The 18,989-nt window shown below is 41.9% G+C and carries 13 protein-coding genes; all 13 read left to right on the top strand.

Going from position 1 to position 18,989, the window contains the following annotated elements; all coding sequences use genetic code 11:
• The first annotated feature begins 63 nt into the window (after positions 1 to 63).
• The 13 genes from M1575_00550 (at position 64) to M1575_00490 (ending at position 18,944) form a co-directional block, all read left to right on the top strand.
• Complete coding sequence (locus M1575_00550) at positions 64 to 6,963, top strand: hypothetical protein (GenBank protein MCL5095216.1); 6,900 nt, start codon at positions 64 to 66, stop codon at positions 6,961 to 6,963.
• Between the two features lie 45 nt (positions 6,964 to 7,008).
• Positions 7,009 to 7,764 (top strand): carbon-nitrogen hydrolase family protein, encoded by a 756-nt coding sequence (locus M1575_00545; GenBank protein ID MCL5095215.1) that lies wholly within the window; start codon positions 7,009 to 7,011, stop codon positions 7,762 to 7,764.
• A 67-nt stretch (positions 7,765 to 7,831) separates the two neighbouring features.
• The gene (locus M1575_00540) at positions 7,832 to 9,166 is read left to right on the top strand and encodes a S8 family peptidase (protein MCL5095214.1); all 1,335 of its coding nucleotides are present in this window, start codon (positions 7,832 to 7,834) and stop codon (positions 9,164 to 9,166) included.
• A 108-nt stretch (positions 9,167 to 9,274) separates the two neighbouring features.
• Complete coding sequence (locus M1575_00535; GenBank protein ID MCL5095213.1) at positions 9,275 to 10,246, top strand: CAP domain-containing protein; 972 nt, start codon at positions 9,275 to 9,277, stop codon at positions 10,244 to 10,246.
• Positions 10,243 to 10,497: a hypothetical protein gene (locus M1575_00530; protein MCL5095212.1), complete on the top strand. Its 255-nt coding sequence runs from the start codon at positions 10,243 to 10,245 to the stop codon at positions 10,495 to 10,497. Before M1575_00535 ends, M1575_00530 begins: the two co-directional genes overlap by 4 nt.
• The gene (locus M1575_00525; protein ID MCL5095211.1) at positions 10,494 to 11,216 is read left to right on the top strand and encodes a sugar phosphate nucleotidyltransferase; all 723 of its coding nucleotides are present in this window, start codon (positions 10,494 to 10,496) and stop codon (positions 11,214 to 11,216) included. Before M1575_00530 ends, M1575_00525 begins: the two co-directional genes overlap by 4 nt.
• A gap of 7 nt (positions 11,217 to 11,223) precedes the next feature.
• Positions 11,224 to 12,237: a dTDP-glucose 4,6-dehydratase gene (gene rfbB / locus M1575_00520; GenBank protein ID MCL5095210.1), complete on the top strand. Its 1,014-nt coding sequence runs from the start codon at positions 11,224 to 11,226 to the stop codon at positions 12,235 to 12,237.
• Positions 12,224 to 13,105, top strand: a complete 882-nt coding sequence (locus tag M1575_00515; protein ID MCL5095209.1) for an SDR family oxidoreductase — start codon at positions 12,224 to 12,226, stop codon at positions 13,103 to 13,105. Before rfbB ends, M1575_00515 begins: the two co-directional genes overlap by 14 nt.
• On the top strand, positions 13,102 to 14,394 hold the full coding sequence (locus M1575_00510) for a UDP-glucose/GDP-mannose dehydrogenase family protein (GenBank protein ID MCL5095208.1): 1,293 nt from the start codon (positions 13,102 to 13,104) through the stop codon (positions 14,392 to 14,394). The genes M1575_00515 and M1575_00510 overlap by 4 nt, the downstream gene beginning before the upstream one ends.
• The gene (locus tag M1575_00505) at positions 14,391 to 15,344 is read left to right on the top strand and encodes a GDP-mannose 4,6-dehydratase (GenBank protein ID MCL5095207.1); all 954 of its coding nucleotides are present in this window, start codon (positions 14,391 to 14,393) and stop codon (positions 15,342 to 15,344) included. Before M1575_00510 ends, M1575_00505 begins: the two co-directional genes overlap by 4 nt.
• 10 nt (positions 15,345 to 15,354) lie before the next feature.
• Positions 15,355 to 16,311, top strand: coding sequence for an SDR family oxidoreductase (locus M1575_00500; protein ID MCL5095206.1), 957 nt, complete (start codon positions 15,355 to 15,357; stop codon positions 16,309 to 16,311).
• Positions 16,308 to 17,435, top strand: coding sequence for a glycosyltransferase family 2 protein (locus M1575_00495; GenBank protein ID MCL5095205.1), 1,128 nt, complete (start codon positions 16,308 to 16,310; stop codon positions 17,433 to 17,435). The genes M1575_00500 and M1575_00495 overlap by 4 nt, the downstream gene beginning before the upstream one ends.
• Positions 17,436 to 17,438: 3 nt before the next feature.
• On the top strand, positions 17,439 to 18,944 hold the full coding sequence (locus tag M1575_00490; protein MCL5095204.1) for a glycosyltransferase family 39 protein: 1,506 nt from the start codon (positions 17,439 to 17,441) through the stop codon (positions 18,942 to 18,944).
• Positions 18,945 to 18,989: the final 45 nt, after the last annotated feature.

The raw sequence follows: 18,989 nt of genomic DNA, 5'->3' as shown, positions 1-18,989 counted from the left end.
GCAGTCTTGACAACCCGTATTTTTAATTATATAATCACCGTAATTCTGCCCAGAAGATTTTTTATGGTCAGTTTTCTTAACCTAAGTCAAAGGAAACTTAAAAAACTGCAAAGGATTTTCTCCGTTTTTTCTATTTTTTCTTTAATTTTCCAAATTTCCAGCGGCATTTTTTTATATCAGCCGGTTTATTCTCAAGGGGCAACGCCGACACCGGAACCGACCGTTACGGCTGAACCAACACCAATACCAACAGAGACACCAGCGATAACTTCTTCTCCCGAACCGGAAATTACTCCAAAAGTAAGTCCAACCCCGAACGTGAGTCCGACGCCGGAGATAACGGTTAAACCAAGCGTGACACCGGAACTGACGAATAGTCCGCAGCCTTCAGAAGCTCCAAAACCGGAAACGACTTCTCCTGCCAATCAACCGCAGGCGCCACCAGAAGAAACCGCAAGCAGCACGCCCCAAGTTAACGGCGATCAAACCCAAGCCACAACTTCGCCCGAACCCACAACTACTCCGGAACCAAAAGAAAACGGCCATTTAGCAGCGATTATTTTAGAAGATACCAAGGCCGCCTCGATTGACAAACTCGACTTAGATTTCCAAACCGAAGGCAGCGCCAAAATTGTCACCGACAAACTCGACTACGCGCCGACGGATACGGTTTTAATCACCGGCACGGGCTTTATGCCAAATAAAGGCTACACCTTAATTATTACTTCCCAAGACTTGCCTTCGGTTAATTTCGAAACCAAAGTGACAGCAGATGATAAAGGTAATCTTTTCTATTCTTACCAATTAGACGGAACCTACAGGCCGAATTATAAAGCCGAAATCAAAGATGGTGATAGAATTGTCGCCGCAACGACATTTACTGATGCTGATACGTCGGTAAATGGAGGTAGTGGGTCAATTTGGACCACAGATGGAAGTTGTGGAACAGACCAGCAAGATATAAATCATTATCCCAAAGGTCATCATGTTTATATCAACGGTAGTGGTTTCAACCCGAATACTTCCTACGATTGGAATATTGAAGGTAAACCAGAGGGAGCTTCTTGTGATCCGAATCAAATCGTAGCTTCAGGATCTCGTCAAACAGATATAAATGGCGGCTTTTGTTTTGACGCTTACACAGTTGCCAATAACGACTGTGGCGAATATGGCGTTGATTTTGAGAACAAAAAAGATAATTATCAAGTTGATCCAGATCAACAACTCTGCGGTAATGGAATTTTAGACTCAGGTGAACAGTGTGATTTCGGGCAAAATAACGGTTCTACAACTTCTTGTTCCACTTCGTGTACGTGGAACAACGCAACTTCTTCTTGTCCAAATCAATCCCAAATTCAAACCTTTTCTCAAAAGATTGATATTGACGGAAATAATGGTGATCCGTTTAATAGGAATGGTTGGCGACCAGCGAACGGAAATCCTTCAGATTCTACCTATGGAGGATGGGATGGTCATGAATGGGTCGGGATGGTAGTTGGTCCAGGAAGCGATGAATGTATTAGTCCAACTTCGGCAACGGCAGGATTTACCATAGGGCAAACTGGTAAATATATTACTTCATTGAGTATTAGAGCGCTTGATGGTATTAGCGGAACAGACGGTTTTGATGTTTTAGTCAATGGGAATTTCCTGGCGCATTATAAAGATAACGGTCAAGGTGGAGAGATTTGGGGAACACAGATATTTCCAGTGCCTGGTCCTTCCGGAAATGGGTTAGAGGGTCCAGTGATGGTGACACTGAAGTCAACCGATCCGGCCTGGGGAGGATGTAACGGTTGGGGACAAGTGACAGTTAACTGGGCAGAAGTTTCCGGATATGATTGTACTCGTCCTTATTGTGGAGACGGAATTGTTAATCAGTCAAGCGAGAAATGTGACTATGGGCAGGCGAATAATGGGCAAGAAGGATTTCTTTGCAATTCTTCCTGTGAGCTAATCGAACAAAGTGGTATTTGTGAGGTTGGTGAGCCAACTAATGATGGACTGGTAGATTCTATTGATTTGGGGAATAGTGACAGTGAAATTGCTCATAATGCTTCCGGTTGGGGAGCTGATCCGGGGACGGGGAATTATGGCGGGCGAGACGGAACGCCCGTTCCTGCTTTCGGCTTAATTGTAGGAAATACTGAATGTGGTGGAAGTGAAGTAGAAAGAGATGCCTCTTTTGTCATTCATGCGGGTAACAAATATGTTAATAAACTCAAAATTCGGGCTTTAGATGGTCTTTCAAATTTTGATGATTATGATGTTTATGTCAATGGAGTTTTAACGGCTCACTACACTGATGTTTTAGATAGTACCGAGCTTTGGAACACGATTGAGGTTGCAGTTCCTAATTTAACTGGTGATATAAATGTTCGACTTCATGCTACCAACACGATTTGGTCAGGATGTCAAACATGGGGTCAAATTGCCGTTAACTGGGTAGAAGCTTTGGGATACGAATGTAAGTGGTGTGGTGAAATTTCCGGGCGGAAAATAAATGCTGACACCGAAGAAGGAGTCGAAGATTGGCCAATTTATCTTCTGGAAAAAATTGACACTGTTAATGTTTTGCCTAATGGTAACAGTTATCCTTCTTCGGTTTCCCTTAACAATAGTGAAGATTATTATGTAGAAGTTTCGGGAACTTATACTTATATTACTCCAGGAGCCGGTGGAAGTTCTGGCCAAGCCGATGCTGAATATTCAGATAGACCAGATTGGAGTTATGGGCCGGGATGGAAAAAAGGAGAGGATGTTTTTCCACCAGTCTGGACGAATGCCTTAGATGTCTTAATCAGTGGTTCAAACATTGATTGGGGCGAATATAATCCCACTCATCGTTACTCAACAATTTATACCGGCAGTGGTTCACCGGCCAACTTTAGCATTTGGGACAGCGGGTATGGGGACAATTCTGGTTCATTAACGGTTAACATCTACAGAATTATTTCCAAGACCCCGACCGATGAAGAAGGTGGTTATGAATTTGGAAGGATTTGTGAGGTAGTTAATGATGGAATTTATGTTGCTGAAGGTTCTCGTCCAGGGTGGATTCAAGTTGCCCCAGAAGGTGGTGTTTATCAAGTAAATAGACAGGAAACTTATAATTTTGAAAACGATCCGCTTAATAAGAAAATCACTGGGGTGAAATTCAATGATTTAAATGGGGATGGAATTAAAGATGAAGGAGAATCGGGTCTTTCGGATTGGACGATTTTTGTCGGACAGAAAGCATGGGAAAGCGATGTCCAGGCTTTAAATACGCCTGAAGTTACTTCGCCTGTATTAAATAGCGGGATCGCTTATGCCATTAGGGTTTCCAACACCTATGACGCGGGTGATGGGATTACGGCCGACGCCAAATATTCCAAACGCGCGCCCAATACCGGTTGGACGGATTATGTTCAGCATTACGAAAGTTACGGGCCAACCCTGCTTGATTTGCAGATCGACGGAACTTCGCCGAATTGGGGAGCGTACAATGCAAGCCATGTTTATTGGCAGATGGTAACCGGTAGCGGCGCGGCTCTTAAATTTCAAATCAGTGATTTTTACCCAAGCAACGATACGGGAGCTTTGCATGTTGAGATCTATAAAGTAATTACCCAGACGTTAACTGATGATTCCGGTAATTATACGTTTTCTTTGCCCAACATTTCTGGCAATGTCATTATCGGTGAGGTAACGCAAAACGGCTACACCCAAACTTATCCAATGCCTGACGGTTACTGGACAATAACTCAAGGATCAAACGCAACCGGTAAAGATTTTGGGAATGCTCCGGCCACAACTTACGGAAGAGTTACCTTTGAAAAAGTCGTTTCTCAAGGAGACGCTTCACCTAACTCTTGGTCATTTGCTATAGACGGAATTGATGGATCTTTTATTACCGGTCAGGACGCCGTTATTCCGGTTGGCACTTATAGGGTGAGGGAAAGTTCGGAAAATGATTTAACCTATCAAGCCGAATCAGTGGCCGGATTATGCAGTGATTTAAATACCGAAGACCGATCCGCGACTTTGACCGTTACCGAAGACGGAGGCACCTGTACTTTTATCAATACCAAGTTAGGTCAAATTACGGCTCATAAATTTGAAGATAATAATCAGGATGGTTTGGAAAACGGTAATGATCGTGGTTTAGCTGGTTGGGAAATGGGAGTTTACGAGGGTTTCGACTGTGGAGGTCAAATGATTGGGGAAGGAACGGAGGACACCGACCAAAACGGGAATGCGGTTTTTCCCAATTTGGTTCCGGGAGAATATTCAGTTAGAGAAGAAAACTTAACGGAGGGTTGGACGAACACGACCGATCTTTGCCAGAACGTTGATTTGACCTTGGGAGAGGAAAAAATCATTAAGTTTGGTAATTTCAGATTAGGAATGATCCAAGGCAAAAAATATGAAGATTTAAATGATAATAGTAAATATAACGCGGGAGAGCCTTATTTAGATCAATGGACAATCAGAGTTTACAAAGCGGCAGAAGAGGGTTGGAATAAAGTTGATGAATTAATAACTGGACACACCGGAATCACCGGTCAGTATCGCGCTGATGGTTTGTCTTTGGGAACATATTACCTTTGTGAAGTTTTACCATCAGGGTGGATTCAGACTGATCCTCGAGGAAAAGAGGGTTTTGCCAATCAGTCGCGAGCAACCGATGAAGCTCCAAGATGCCGGAAAGCGATTATTAATCATTCCGGAGACAGAGATAACACCGGTAAAAATTTCGGCAATCTTCATTACGGTTCGATTTCCGGTTTGAAATACGAGGATATTAATGTTAATGGTTCTAGAGAAGAAAATGAAGGAGGGTTATCGGAATGGACAATTCAATTAAAGGATATCGAAGGCACGATTTTGAGAACGACGACAACAGCGACGGAAAGCGGAACTTACACCTTTGAAAACGTTATTTCCGGAACTTATCAGGTTTGTGAAGAATCTCAAAAAGGTTGGCAAAGAACTCAACCGACAGATTCCGATTGTCAGACGGTTGTCGTTAATCCCGGTCAAGAAACAACTGATATGAATTTTGGCAACTTCAAGTTAGGAGAAGTTAGTGGCTGGAAGTGGGATGATTATAATGGTAATGGTTTTTGGGATGAAGGAGAACCGGCCTTAAGTGGTTGGGAAATTTGTTTAAGCCCGAGTGAAGAACCGACCTTTAGGTTTACCGAGCAGGATAATGGTAATTGTGTGCAGACAAATGATAATGGTTACTTTGAATTTACCGGATTAAGAGCTGGTAATTATCGTCTGACCGAAACCGCTCAACCGGGTTGGGATCAAACTTGGCCGGTTGATCCGAATTACTACGATTTGACGATTAATTCCGGGTCTTCTTACGGTGGTGAGGAATGTAACGGTCAGCCACGTGGTGGCGAATTCGTAACTAATCTCGTTCGACAGCCTTTTTGCACGAATTTTGGTAACGAACTTCAGCCAATAACTTTGACCTTAAGTAAAATTAATAATATTCTTGGTTCAATGGGTCCGGGAGGAACCGTAACTTATACTTTAACCGTAACCAATACTTCAAAAATTATCGCTAGAGATGTTTCGGTTCGGGATACTTTACCGATTGGGTTTGGTTATGTGGCAAGCAGTACGACTGGCGCTTCTGAACCGACAGTTACCGGTCAAAATATTGTTTGGAGTTTGGGAAATCTTAATCCGGATGCGATTGTGACGATCACTTATCAAGCCAAAACAGACAGCAGTTTACAGGAAGGCAAATATCCTAATGTCGCTCTGGCCTGGGGTAATAATCGGGTTTTAAATGCTGCGGATAATTACAAAACTTATACTGATCCGGCTTGGTCTTGGGTTAACTTAATACCCGGAGTCAGTCTTTCCGCCGGTATTGGCGGAACAATCCAGCAAGTTTTGGGAGCCTCAACTGAAACAGGAAAAGTTTTAGGCGCCGCGACCGGAGCGGAAACAGGCTGGTTGATCTTAGCTATTTTAATGATTTTCCTGGGCTTGGCTTTGAAAAACCTGGGTAAATTAAGAAAATTAATCAAGATGATGATTTTGGTCGCACCGTTGCTTTTCGGTTTAACTTACGCGAAACCGGCTCAAGCCGCTAATTTGACCGTGCAAATCACCACTTTACCCGAATATAAAAACACCCCGGTTTTTAAACTTTCCTATACGGCGCTGCAAACTAAGGGCGAGCCGATTCAGGCCCAATTTTATTATCATAAAGAGGGTGGTCCGGAACTGGCTTTCGGGAGTTTATTAAACGGCGAAACCGGTTCAATCGAAACAACCACCGCGATCGTCAATGAGCAGGGAAAATATTATTTTAAAGTGGCGGCGACCGGCGGAGGAGAATCAGCATCAAGCGAAACTTCAACAACGGTTGATTGGAACAATCCCAAAACACCCACTAATTACCGTAAAGACAGAGCCGGGGCCAACGCCTTTAAAATATTCTGGAAAAATCCGGACAGTAGCGATTTTTATAAAGTTTTTATCTACCGTTCTGACAAGCGTGACTTTACAGCGGACAACGGAACGAAAATTGGAGAACGAGGCGGAGTGCCGAACGAAGACATAAATTACCTTGATAATAGTATTCCCTGGAGTGGAGAAACCTATTATGCTCTTCGCGCCATTGATAAAGCCGGGAATGCTTCAGATTTAGTCGGCGACGGCGGCTCAATAACTTATGTTGAAGTTTCACCCTCGCCGGGAACCCAATCAGCCGGAGAGACCCAGCCCTTACCGGTGGCCGGTGGTGTGGCCGGCGGAGAAGTGCTCGGACAAGGAACCGAAGGCAGTCCAGCGGCCGGAGCAGAGCCTCAAGCGGGGACACAGCCATCGTCGGGGACGAATACCGGCGCCACGAACGGTATTTTAGGCGGAGGCAGTAAGTTAATTTGGGTTCTGGGCGGATTAGGACTTTTAGCTTTAGCTTTCTACTTTTTCTCCCGCCGCTCTTCGTAATGCTCTTCTTTGGGAAAGATAAAGCCTTTTGCTATAATTCAGTTAATGATAGTTAAAATTGCTCAGCTTATAGTAACAAGAAAAATAGCCCATAATCTTAATAAAATTTTAAAAATCATTTATGGTTCAGAAAAAAATGAATGGATAGTTTTTCCTGAAGGCATGTTGTCTGGTTACTATCCAGAAGACGATAATTACCCGGGACAGCTTAATTTTAAAGAGATAAAAGAGGGGATTTTAAAAATAGAAGCTGTTGTTAAAGAAAAAAATTGTCTCTGTCTTTTTGGGACTGCTTATAAATTCACTAATGATTGGTATAATGCCACGGTTATTGTTAGCAAATCAGGAACAAAATATTATTTTAAGAATAATCTGGCTACTTTAGACAGAAAACATTTTAAGCAAGGGAATAAATTAGAAGTTTATGAAGAAAATGGCGTCAGATTCGGTATACAAATGTGCAGAGAACTTGTTTTTCCCGAGCAGTGGAAATATTTAAAAAAACAAGACGCACAAGTAGTTTTTCATCTTAATAATGCCATTAAACCCGGAGATTCTCTCAAAAGTCATTTGGTAATATCCAGAGCTTTTGAAAATCAATATTTTGTTTGTAGTGTTAATAATGCCGAGGTGCCTCAAACACAACCCTCCCTGGTAGTTTCGCCGCTTGGTGAAGTCATCTACCAGTCAGAACCCGGAAAAGAGGTCGTTAAGAAAGTTGAATTAGACCTTTCATGGGTTAAAAATGATTATCTTCAGCAAGAAAGAATTGATTTGGTTGAAGTCATTTCCAGACACTAATCCTATATAATTTTGCTCCATTGACAAAGAATCTTTTTTATTATATTAATTTAACATTGTTATTTTTATGTTTAAGAAAATCTTTTTAGTTTTAAGCTTTTTTCTCCTTTTCCCTTCGCCTGTTTTGGCCCAAAAGACAGAATCAGCCACGGACGAAATTATCGTTAAATTTCAGGATGAGGTTAATGAGAAACAGATAGATGAAGTCAGTAAGAAATTAGGCTTAGGCATTGAACGGAAGTTATCTTTACCCCAGACCTTTACCATTAAAATTCCCGATCAGGACATTGACAAACATCTGAAGAATTTTGAAAAAAATCCTTTCGTTGAATACGCCGAACCGGATTATTTAGCGCAAGCTTATGGCAGTTTTGTGCCCAATGACTCTTATTTTAGTAAACAATGGTCTTTGGGCAAAATTCTGGCGCCCGAGGCTTGGGATATCAATAAGGGTTCGCAAAGTGCCAAAATCGCTATTTTAGACAGCGGCATTGACGAGGATCACGAAGACTTGAAAAATAAAGTTGACTTAAGGGTTAATTTAACTTCAAGTCAAACTAACGATGATCTTTACGGTCACGGGACCCACGTGGCCGGTATTGCCGCCGCCGAGACCAATAATCTTTTAGGGATTGCCGGTTTAGGTTTTAACGCGCGTCTTTTATCGTTTAAAGTCTTGGACGATAAGGGTTTTGGTTATTATTCCTGGATTGCCGAAGGCCTTTATAAGGCAGCTGACAGCGGCGCTAAGGTTATTAATTTAAGTCTTGGGGGTCAGAATCGTTCCAAAACTTTAGAAAGAGCGGTTGATTATGCCTGGGGGAAAGGGGTGGTTTTGGCGTGTGCGGCCGGCAACTCGGCGAACAAATCGCCGACCTACCCGGCTTATTATAAAAATTGTTTGGCCGTGGCCGCGACTGACGAGAACGATCAGAAAGCCGATTTTTCCAGTTTCGGCAGTTGGGTCGATCTGGCGGCGCCGGGCGTGAACATCTTTTCCACCTTTCCCAACCACACTTATAAAATTAACAAACAGTTAAACTATGACTTGGGTTCGGGAACTTCGATGGCCACGCCCCTGGTTTCAGGTTTAGCCGGTCTTTTGTTCGGCGCGGATCCGACTCTTTCCTCCAGTCAAGTTCGTAATCTGATTGAGGAAAATACCGATAAAATTGCCGGAACCGGTAATTATTGGTTAAAAGGCAGAATTAACGCTTATAAGGCTATAGCCGCCATTCCAGGGATCGCCTTGCCTTCTTCCGAACCGAAAACAGCCGGAGCGGAAGTGATTAATAACCCCGTCAAAACCGATTTTGTGCCGAGCGTTGCCTCACAAGTAAGTTCGCTTTCAGAAAACCAAAAACCATGGTGGTGTTTGCTCCTGCCAGGAATCTGCCGCTAGCTTCTTTTGCTTGACCAAAGACAACTTTTGGCCATATAATGAGTGAAACGAATTAATCGAAGATGCTTTTCTTGTTTCACTCATTTATCTTCGATATAATATATCTACATGAAAACTTTGGCTGCTCATTATTTTTTGCCCCACGAAAGTAATAATTTTCGTCCAAAAACGCTTCATTTTTCCGCTTTAATTTTTTACATAACGCTTTTTTTATTACTGCAGCTTTCCTTCAGGGTTTTGAAACTGACACGGCCCGATATTTTAGGTTACGCGACCGACATTAATGTCGAAAAACTTTTAAATTTAACCAATCTTAGAAGGGCGGAGGCAGGTTTGCAGCCGGTTTCTTTAAACGGTCAACTCTCAGACGCCGCTTTGGCTAAAGCCAATGATATGTTCAGTAAAAATTATTGGGCTCATAACGCTCCGGACGGGACAACGCCGTGGGTTTTTATAAGTCAGGCCGGTTACCAATATCTTTACGCCGGTGAAAATCTGGCCCGTGATTTTAACGATTCCGAATCGGTTGTGTCGGCTTGGATGGGTTCGCCCTCACATAAGGAAAATATCTTAAAAAGAGAATATCAGGAAATCGGTTTTGCCGTGGTTAATAATCGGTTAGGAGGAGAGGAGACAACTTTGGTTGTGCAGATGTTTGGCGCCAGACAACGGAACACTTTGGTCCAAAAACCCGTCACGATTTCGCCCCGGGCCGCCCAAACCCAAACACCGTTACCAACCTCGCCGTCTGAAGCCGTCGCTTCACCTGGGGCCACCCTGGAACCCTCACCCTCTCCCACAGAAAGACCCGTTATTATCAGCCAGAATCTTCCGCCGATGGCCCTTTCGGCTCTTAGGGTCGCCGGCGTTTCGCGTCATCCCTTAGTTAATTTTTTTGCCACTTCTAAAAATTTAGCCAGTCTCTTAACCGGTGGGTTATTACTCATTTTAGCTTCGGACGGTATTCTTATCTGGCGTCGACGGATTGTGAGAGTCAGCGGTCATAACCTGGCTCATTTGATTTTCCTGGGAGCTCTTTTGGGGGTTCTTTGGGTGACGAGTCAAGGAGTGATTATATGATGGAAGAAATTAAAACTCATTTTTGGCATTATCTGATTTTAGTTTTATTAATAGGTTTAGGCGTGACTTGTTTTATTTATCATCCCGATAAAATCGTTAAATTTCAAATTTCCCTCCTTATGGCCCTAACTTACATTTTTTGGGGAATTTTTCATCATCTTTGGGAAAAGAACCTAAATTTAAAAATTGTGATAGAATATACGCTTATTGGGCTCTTAAGTATCATTTTATTAGGAGGGATTTTACTATGAAAGGGGTTGTTTTAGCCGGAGGCTTGGGAACCAGGCTTTATCCTTTAACTTACGCCACGAACAAGCATCTTTTACCTATTTACAATAAACCCATGGTTTTTTATCCTCTGGAAACTTTATTGCGGGCCGATATCTCGGAAATTTTGGTGGTTGTCGGCGGACCTCACGCCGGTCATTTTATTCAGGTTTTAAGAAACGGTAAACAATTAGGAGTTAAGCATTTAGAATTTGCCTATCAGGAAAAAGAAGGAGGGATCGCTCAGGCTTTGGCTTTGGCTGAGGATTTTGCTGACGGGGAGTCAATCGCGGCCATTTTAGGCGACAATACGACCGATGTTGATATTTCCGAGCAGGTTAAGTCTTTTGAAGACGGGGCGATGGTTTTCCTAAAAGAGGTTCCGGATCCCGAGCGTTTTGGCGTGCCGGTTTTTGACAAAGAAGATTCTAAAAAAATTATGGCGATTGAGGAAAAACCCAAAAAACCGCAAAGTAATTTTGCGGTGACCGGTCTTTATCTTTACGACAATAAAGTTTTTTCTCATATTAAAAGTATTAAACCTTCAGACAGGGGGGAACTGGAGATAACGGATGTCAATAATTGTTATCTTCGTGAAGGAAAATTACGTTGGGCTAAGCTTGACGGCTTTTGGTCTGATGCCGGGACTTTTAAAACTCTCTATTTAGCCAGCCGTTATTGGGCGGAAAAAGTCGAAAAATAAAAAATTTATGAAAATCTTAGTGACCGGCGGAGCTGGTTTTATTGGTGCCAATTTTATTTTATATTGGCTCAAAAATCATCCCCAGGATCAAATCATCAATTTTGATAAATTAACTTACGCCGGGAATTTAGCTAATCTAGAATCTATCAAAGATAACCCCAATTACCAATTTATTAAAGGCGATATAAGCGACCAAGAAATGGTGAGCAGGGTTATAAAGGGTACCGACATTGTCGTTCATTTTGCCGCCGAATCTCATGTGGACCGGTCGCTTTTGACGCCTGCGGTTTTTGTTAAAACCAATGTTTTGGGCACGCAGATTCTTTTGGAAAATGCCCTGCAAAATAACGTTAAAAGGTTTCATCATGTCTCAACCGATGAGGTTTTCGGCTCTTTAAAGCTTGACGATCCTCATAAATTTAACGAAAAAACTCTCTATAATCCCAGAAGTCCTTACGCCGCAACCAAAGCCGCGTCTGACCATCTGGTCAGAGCATACTTTCATTCCTTTAATCTGCCGGTCACAATCACGAATTGTTCTAATAACTTCGGTCCTTTCCAGTTTCCGGAAAAATTTATTCCTTTAACCATTACGAATCTTTTAGAGGGTAAAAAAGTTCCGGTTTACGGCGACGGTTTGTACGTTCGCGATTGGCTTTATGTTGAAGATCATTGTCGGGCCATTGATTTGGTTTTGGAAAAAGGAGAACTCGGGGAGACCTATTGCGTTGGCGGTTTAACAGAAGATATTAATAATCTAAGTGTCATTAAGAAAATTTTAAAGATCTTAGGCAAAGACGAAAGCTTTTTAGAATTTGTTAAGGACAGGCCAGGTCATGATCGTCGCTACGCTTTGGATTGGTCAAAAATCAAAAACGAGCTCGGTTGGCAACCGCAATTTGCTTTTGACAGTTGGCTTGAAAAAACCGTGGCTTGGTATCAAAACAACGAAGACTGGTGGAAGAAAGTTAAATCAGGAGAGTATCAAAAGTATTACCAAAAGCAATATGGCGAAAGATAAAACTTCTATTTTAGGGACGGGTTTAACAGGATTGGTCGGCTCAAGAATCGTCGAACTTCTGGAAAAGAAATACGAATTTGAAAACTTAAGCTATGAAACCGGTATTGACATCACCAATAAAGAACAAGTTAAAAACGCCGTTTTTGCTTCTAAAGCAAAAATAATCCTGCATTTTGCCGCTAAAACCGACGTTGATGCCTGCGAAAAAGACAGGGAACTTAAAAACCAAGGAAGCGCGTGGCTTATTAATGTTGAGGGGACGAGGAATCTCCTTGAAGCGGCTCAAAAAACAAAAAAGAAATTTATTTATATCTCAACCGATTTCGTTTTTGACGGGAATAAGGATTTTTACCAAGAAGAAGATATGCCCAATCCGATTAACTGGTATGCCGTCACCAAATATGAGGGAGAAAAAATCGTTCAAAGTTCCGGCTTACCTTATTTAATTTGCCGGTTAGCCTTTCCTTACAGAGCTAATTTCGCTCCCAAAAAAGACCTCGTCAGGGGACTTTTGGAAAAACTCAAAAATCACGAAGAACTGAAAATGGTTTCGGATCAGTTCATGACACCGACTTTTATTGACGATATCGCCATCGCCATTGATTGCCTAATCGCTAAGGAGGCCGAAGGTATTTTCCATGTCGTTGGCAGCAGTTTCCACACGCCTTTTGAGGTTGCCCAACTTCTTGCCGAAACCTTTTCTTTGGATAAATCTTTAATTAAAGAAATAGACAGAATTACTTACTACCAAAATAAAGCCCCTCGCCCCTTTTCTTTAAGATTAAAAAATGATAAACTGAAAAAATTAAAAGTTGAGATGTTAACCCTTAAGCAGGGTTTAATGGTTTTGAAAGGGCAAAGGCGATGAAAATAACGGTTATTGGCAACGGTTACGTTGGTTTAGTCACCGCCGCGGTTTTTGCGGATTTAGGCAACGATGTCTGGTGTGTCGGAAGAACCAAAGAAAAAATTGAAAAGCTTAAAAAGGGAATGATTCCCTTTTTTGAGCCCGGACTTGAAGAGGTGGTTAGGAAAAACGCCACTGCCCAAAGACTTAGGTTCACTCTTTCTTACGAAGAAACCATTTCCGGATCGGACATTATTTTTATTTGCGTTGGTACACCCTCTCTTCAAAGCGGCGAGGCTGATCTTTCCCAGGTTTATGCGTCTGCCGAAACGATCGGGAAAAATTTGGGTAAAGGCCAAAAAGTGATTGTGGTTAAAAGCACGGTGCCGGTCGGGACGACCAAAAGAGTTGCCGAAATTATCAAGAAGGTTAAGCCCAAAGGGGCCGATCTTGAAGTTGCTTTTGTCCCCGAATTTTTGCGTGAAGGGACCGCCCTTGCTGACACTTTGCAACCCGACCGAATTGTGATCGGAACGGATTCGTTATCAGCCCAAAAAATTCTTATGGAACTTCATAAACCCATCAACGGACATTTCGTCTTAACGAATATTCCTTCAGCGGAAATGATTAAATACGCCTCTAACTCGCTTTTGGCAACCAAGATTTCTTTTGCCAACGCCATCGCCTTTTTATGCGAAGAAGTCGGGGCTGACGTCCTTCAGGTTTTAGACGGAGTGGGTTTGGATAAACGTCTGGGCCGTAGTTTTCTTAATCCCGGAGTCGGCTATGGGGGGAGTTGTTTTCCTAAGGATGTTAAAGCTTTAAACGCCATGTTTAAAAAAGCGCAAATAAAAGTTAACCTTTTTGCAGAAGTTGAAGAAATTAACCGGCAGGCGGCCGAGAACTTTGTTAATAAGGTCATAAAACTTCTTGATCCTGTCAAAGGGAAAACCGTGGCGGTTTTAGGTCTTGCCTTTAAACCTAATACCGATGATATGCGGGAAGCGCCCTCAATTAAGGTTATCGAGGCTCTTCAAAGTAAGGGAGTCAAAATTCGCGCCTTTGATCCGGTTGCTATTTCTAAGGCCCAGGAAATTCTTAAAAATGTGGTATACTGTAAAAATCCCGAAGAAACCGTTAAAGGTGCGGATGCTCTTTTGATTATGACAGAATGGAATGAGTTTAAACAATTGGATTTGGTTAAAATCAAAAAATTAATGAATCAGCCGATTATTGTTGACGGTCGGAATATTTACGATCCGGAAAAAATTATAAAACTTGGTTTTATTTATAAAGGAGTCGGAAGATGAAAAAAGCTTTAATTACTGGGATTACAGGTTTTGCCGGCAGTCATTTGGCAGAACTTCTTCTTAAGGAGGGTTATGAGGTTTTTGGTACCACCAGACCGCGGAGTAAAACCGATAATATTGACGACATCAAATACAAGCTGAAGCTTTACGATGCCGATATTTTAGATTCACACAGCCTTTACTCCATTTTTATAAACGTTAAACCGGATTATGTTTTCCACTTGGCGGCACAGTCGTTTGTGCAGACATCCTGGGCTTCACCGGCGACGACAATGGAAATGAATGTTGTCGGCAGCGTTCATTTGTTTGAAGCGTTAAGGAGGGCGGAAATCAGTCCAGTCATTCAAATCGCCTGTTCCTCGGAAGAGTACGGATTGGTGCATCCTGACGAAATTCCCATCAAGGAAGAGAATCCGCTACGTCCGCAGTCTCCTTATGCGGTTTCTAAGGTGGCTATGGATTATTTGGGTTATCAATATTTTCAAAGTTACGGTATAAAAATTATAAGAACCAGAGGTTTTAACCATACCGGTCCAAGAAGAGGCGAGGTTTTTGTCACCAGTAATTTTGCCAAACAAATTGCCGAAATTGAAAAAGGGAAAAAAGAACCCGTCATTGAAGTCGGCAATTTAGAATCACAACGGGACTGGACTGACGTTCGGGACATGGTTAGGGCTTATCTTTTAGCGGTTAAAAAGGGCAGCCCGGGAGAAGTCTATAATATCTGTTCGGAAAAAGCGGTTAGGGTCAGCGATATGTTAAATATGCTTTTAAAGATGAGCAAGGTTAAGGTTAAAGTCAAAGAGGATCAAACCCGGCTGCGACCGTCAGATGTTTCTATTCTTTTGGGAGACTGCAGTAAATTTCGTCAGGCTACAGGCTGGAAGCCGGAAATTCCGTTTGCAAAAACCATGGAAGATCTTCTGAATTATTGGCGGGCCAGGGTTTAAGAAATTACAAATGTCAAAAGTTAAATGTTTAATCGCCGGCGGCGCTGGTTTTATCGGTTCTCATCTTTGCGAAACTCTTCTTGCTCAAGATCTCGAGGTCATTTGTTTGGATAATTTTATAACCGGCAACCGGAAAAATGTAGAACCCATGATAAATAATCCCTTATTCCATCTGGTCGAGGGCGACGTCACCAAACCCTTAGACAAAACTTCCCAATCTTTAATATCAGGCGTTCAATTTATCTACCATCTGGCTTCGCCGGCCAGTCCCGGTCAATACCAAAAATATCCGGCGGAAACACTTTTAGCCAATTCTTTAGGAACCTTTAATCTTTTGGAAATTGCCAAAGCCAACGGAGCGAAATTTTTATATGCCTCCTCAAGTGAAGTTTACGGCAATCCTCAGCAGCATCCGCAGCGTGAATCTTATTGGGGGAATGTTAATCCGATCGGGGTGAGATCCTGTTACGATGAGGGCAAGAGATTTGGCGAAGCCATGGTCATGGCTTATGTAAGGAAAGACGACCTTGATGCCAGAATCGTCAGAATTTTCAATACCTATGGACCGCGCATGGACAAAGACGACGGCCGGGTTGTTTCTAACTTTACGGTTCAGGCGCTTTCGGGGATGCCGATTACGGTTTACGGCGACGGCAGTCAAACCCGAAGCTTCTGTTACGTGGATGATTTAGTTTCGGGTTTTCTGATTCTTATGGAAAACGAAAAAGCCAGGGGTGAAGTTTTTAATTTAGGGAATCCCGAAGAGCACACTATCCTGGAATTTGCCAAGTTTATTAAACAATTAACCGAATCGTCTTCAGAAATTAAATTTACCGATCTTCCCGAAGATGACCCAACCCGTCGTCAGCCGGACATTACGCGGATTAAACAAATTTTAGGTTGGATGCCGAAAGTCAGTCTTGAAGAAGGATTAAAACAAACCATAGCCTATTTTCGATCACTATGAAAGTCGTTGTTCTTCTTCCCACTTATAATGAAAAAGGTAATATCGAGAAGTTGATTAGGGAAATACAAGAAGTAGCTAAAAAATTACCTTTTTATCAATTTGATCTTCTCGTCGTTGACGACTCTTCTCCCGACGGAACGGCTTCGGTTATTAAAGATTTAAAAAATAAATATCACAATCTTTTTTTACTTTTAAATAAGGAAAAAGTCGGGTTGGGGAGAGCCTTGGTTATTGGTATGGATTATGCGATCCAAAAACTTGGAGCCGACATTATTGTCCAAATGGACGCTGATCTTTCTCACGATCCTAAAAAAATCCCCGAGTTTTTAAAAAAAATCGAGGAAGGGGCCGATTTCGTTGTCGGCAGTCGCTATGTAAAGGGTGGTTCCATCCCCAAAAGATGGGGACTTCATCGCAAGATTTTTAGCAGAGCTGGGAATTTAATCGTGCGCACTCTTTTGGGTATTTTTTGGATACACGAGTGGACAAGCGGTTTCCGGGCGATTAAGAAGAATTTTTTTGAAAAAGCCAAAAATGAACTTCAAAACGTCAGCGGCTATACTTTTCAAGTTGCTTTCCTGCACAAGAGTCTTAAAAACGGGGCAAAGATCGCCGAATTCCCCATTACTTTTTCCGAAAGATATTACGGGCGATCAAAACTGACTCCCATGGAATATATTACGAATCTTTTAAGATATCTGATTACGGCAAGGACAAAAGAACTTTGGGAAAGCGGTTTTTTAAAATTTTTTATCGTCGGGACGATTGGTTTTGTCATTAACGCCCTAGGGCTGGAAATTTTTTACAAATTTGGTTTAAGACCCGGTCCGGCGGCTTCCCTGGGAGCAGAAATGGCCATTATCTCCAATTTTACTCTTAATAATTTTTGGACCTTTAATGATCAAAAAGTAAGTAAAATTACAACTCTCATTGCTAAATTTATTCAGTTTAATTTTACTTCGATAGGAGCCGTCATTATTCAAGGTATCGTTGTCGGTTTGGGAACTAATTTTTTCGGCGATCAATATCGAATGATCTTTATGGCCGGAGCCGTTATTTTTCTTGTTGTTCCCTACAGTTGGTTTATTTATTCTCGAGTCATTTGGAAAAAGACCAATCATTAAAACATGGAACGTGGAACAAGAAATATAAATTTTAAAAAACTTCTTCTTCCGTTATTAGTTTTTGCCATTCTTCTCTTGGGGGCCTATCTTCGGCTTTACCGAATCGCCGACTATCTAACCTTTTTGGGCGATGAGGGCAGAGATGTTTTGGTCGTTAAAAGGATGATCGTTGATCATAAATTGACGCTTTTGGGGCCTACGGCTTCGGTGGGAGGATTTTTCTTAGGTCCGATTTACTATTATTTTATGCTGCCCTTTTTGTGGCTTTTTAAACTTGATCCTGTGGGGCCTGCCGTTATGGTGGCCCTCTTTGGCATCTTAACGATTTTTTTAGTCTATAAAGTAGGGAAGGACCTTTTTAATCTTTGGGCTGGTCTTTTGGCGGCTCTTCTTTTTACTTTATCGCCCCTGGTTATCGCCTATTCGCGCGCCTCGTGGAATCCGAACTTGGTGCCGTTTTTCTCGACTCTCTTTATTTATCTTCTTTGGCTGATTGTGGAAAAACAAAAATGGTCTTATTTATTTTTATTAGGGATTGTTTTAGGCATTGGTTTGCAGCTTCATTACCTTTTTGTTTTTCTCGTCCCCGTAGCCTTTATTTATTTTTTAATCTATGGTCGGAATTTTACCAAAATAAAATATTATTTTCTGGCGATTTTGGGTTTTTTGGTGGGTTTTTCACCCTTTTTAGCCTTTGAACTTCGTCATGGCTTTACTAATCTGCAAACCGTTATTAAATTTATTTTCTCTTCCGGAGAAACCGGGTTTACCGGTCAAAATTTTTTGGTTATTAGTTGGGATGTTCTCTTTCGGCTCTTTGGAAGATTAGTTTCTTATTTTCCCAATTCGGGTTCTTGGTTAACTTACTTCGTTATGGCGGTGACTTTACCGATCTTCTTTTACCTCTTTCTTAAAAAGAACAATAAAGCGAGAGTTCTTCTTTTTCTTTGGTTGACAGTCGGTGTTTTTCTTTTCGGATTTTATAAAAAACCAATTTATGATTATTATTTTGGTTTTATGTTTTCCCTGCCATTTTTACTGGTTGGGCAAACAGCTTCTTTTTTTCTCCACTTTAAATATCGGCCTGTAAAAATAATTGCCCTTCTTTTTGTCGGAATCTTAGCTTGGATTAATTGGGAAGGCAGGCCATTTAAGTTTACCCCTAATCGTCAATTATTACAGACAAAAACCATCAGCCGCTTTGTTCTGGACAAAACGAATGGTCAACCCTTTAATTTTGCCTTAATTACGGGCCAGAATTCGGATCATGCCTATCGTTATTTTTTCGAAATCTGGGGGAATAAGCCGGTCACCATCGAGAATCAGGAAGTCGACCCGCAAAGAAAAACAGTCACGAGTCAACTTCTTGTTATCTGTGAAGTTTCTTCCTGCCAGCCACTGGGTCATTCTCTTTGGGAGATTGCCGGTTTCGGCCGGGCTGAAATTGAAGGCGAATGGCAGGTCTCCGTCGTCCGCGTCGTTAAACTCGGTCATTACAAAGGCGAATAAGCTTTTCCTGCCGATGACAAAGAGAAAATCGTTATCAAAAATGGT

The organism is Patescibacteria group bacterium (assembly GCA_023473585.1).
Lineage (GTDB): Bacteria > Patescibacteriota > Microgenomatia > JAMCYU01 > JAMCYU01 > JAMCYU01.
This window is presented reverse-complemented; position numbering and strand designations above follow the sequence as displayed.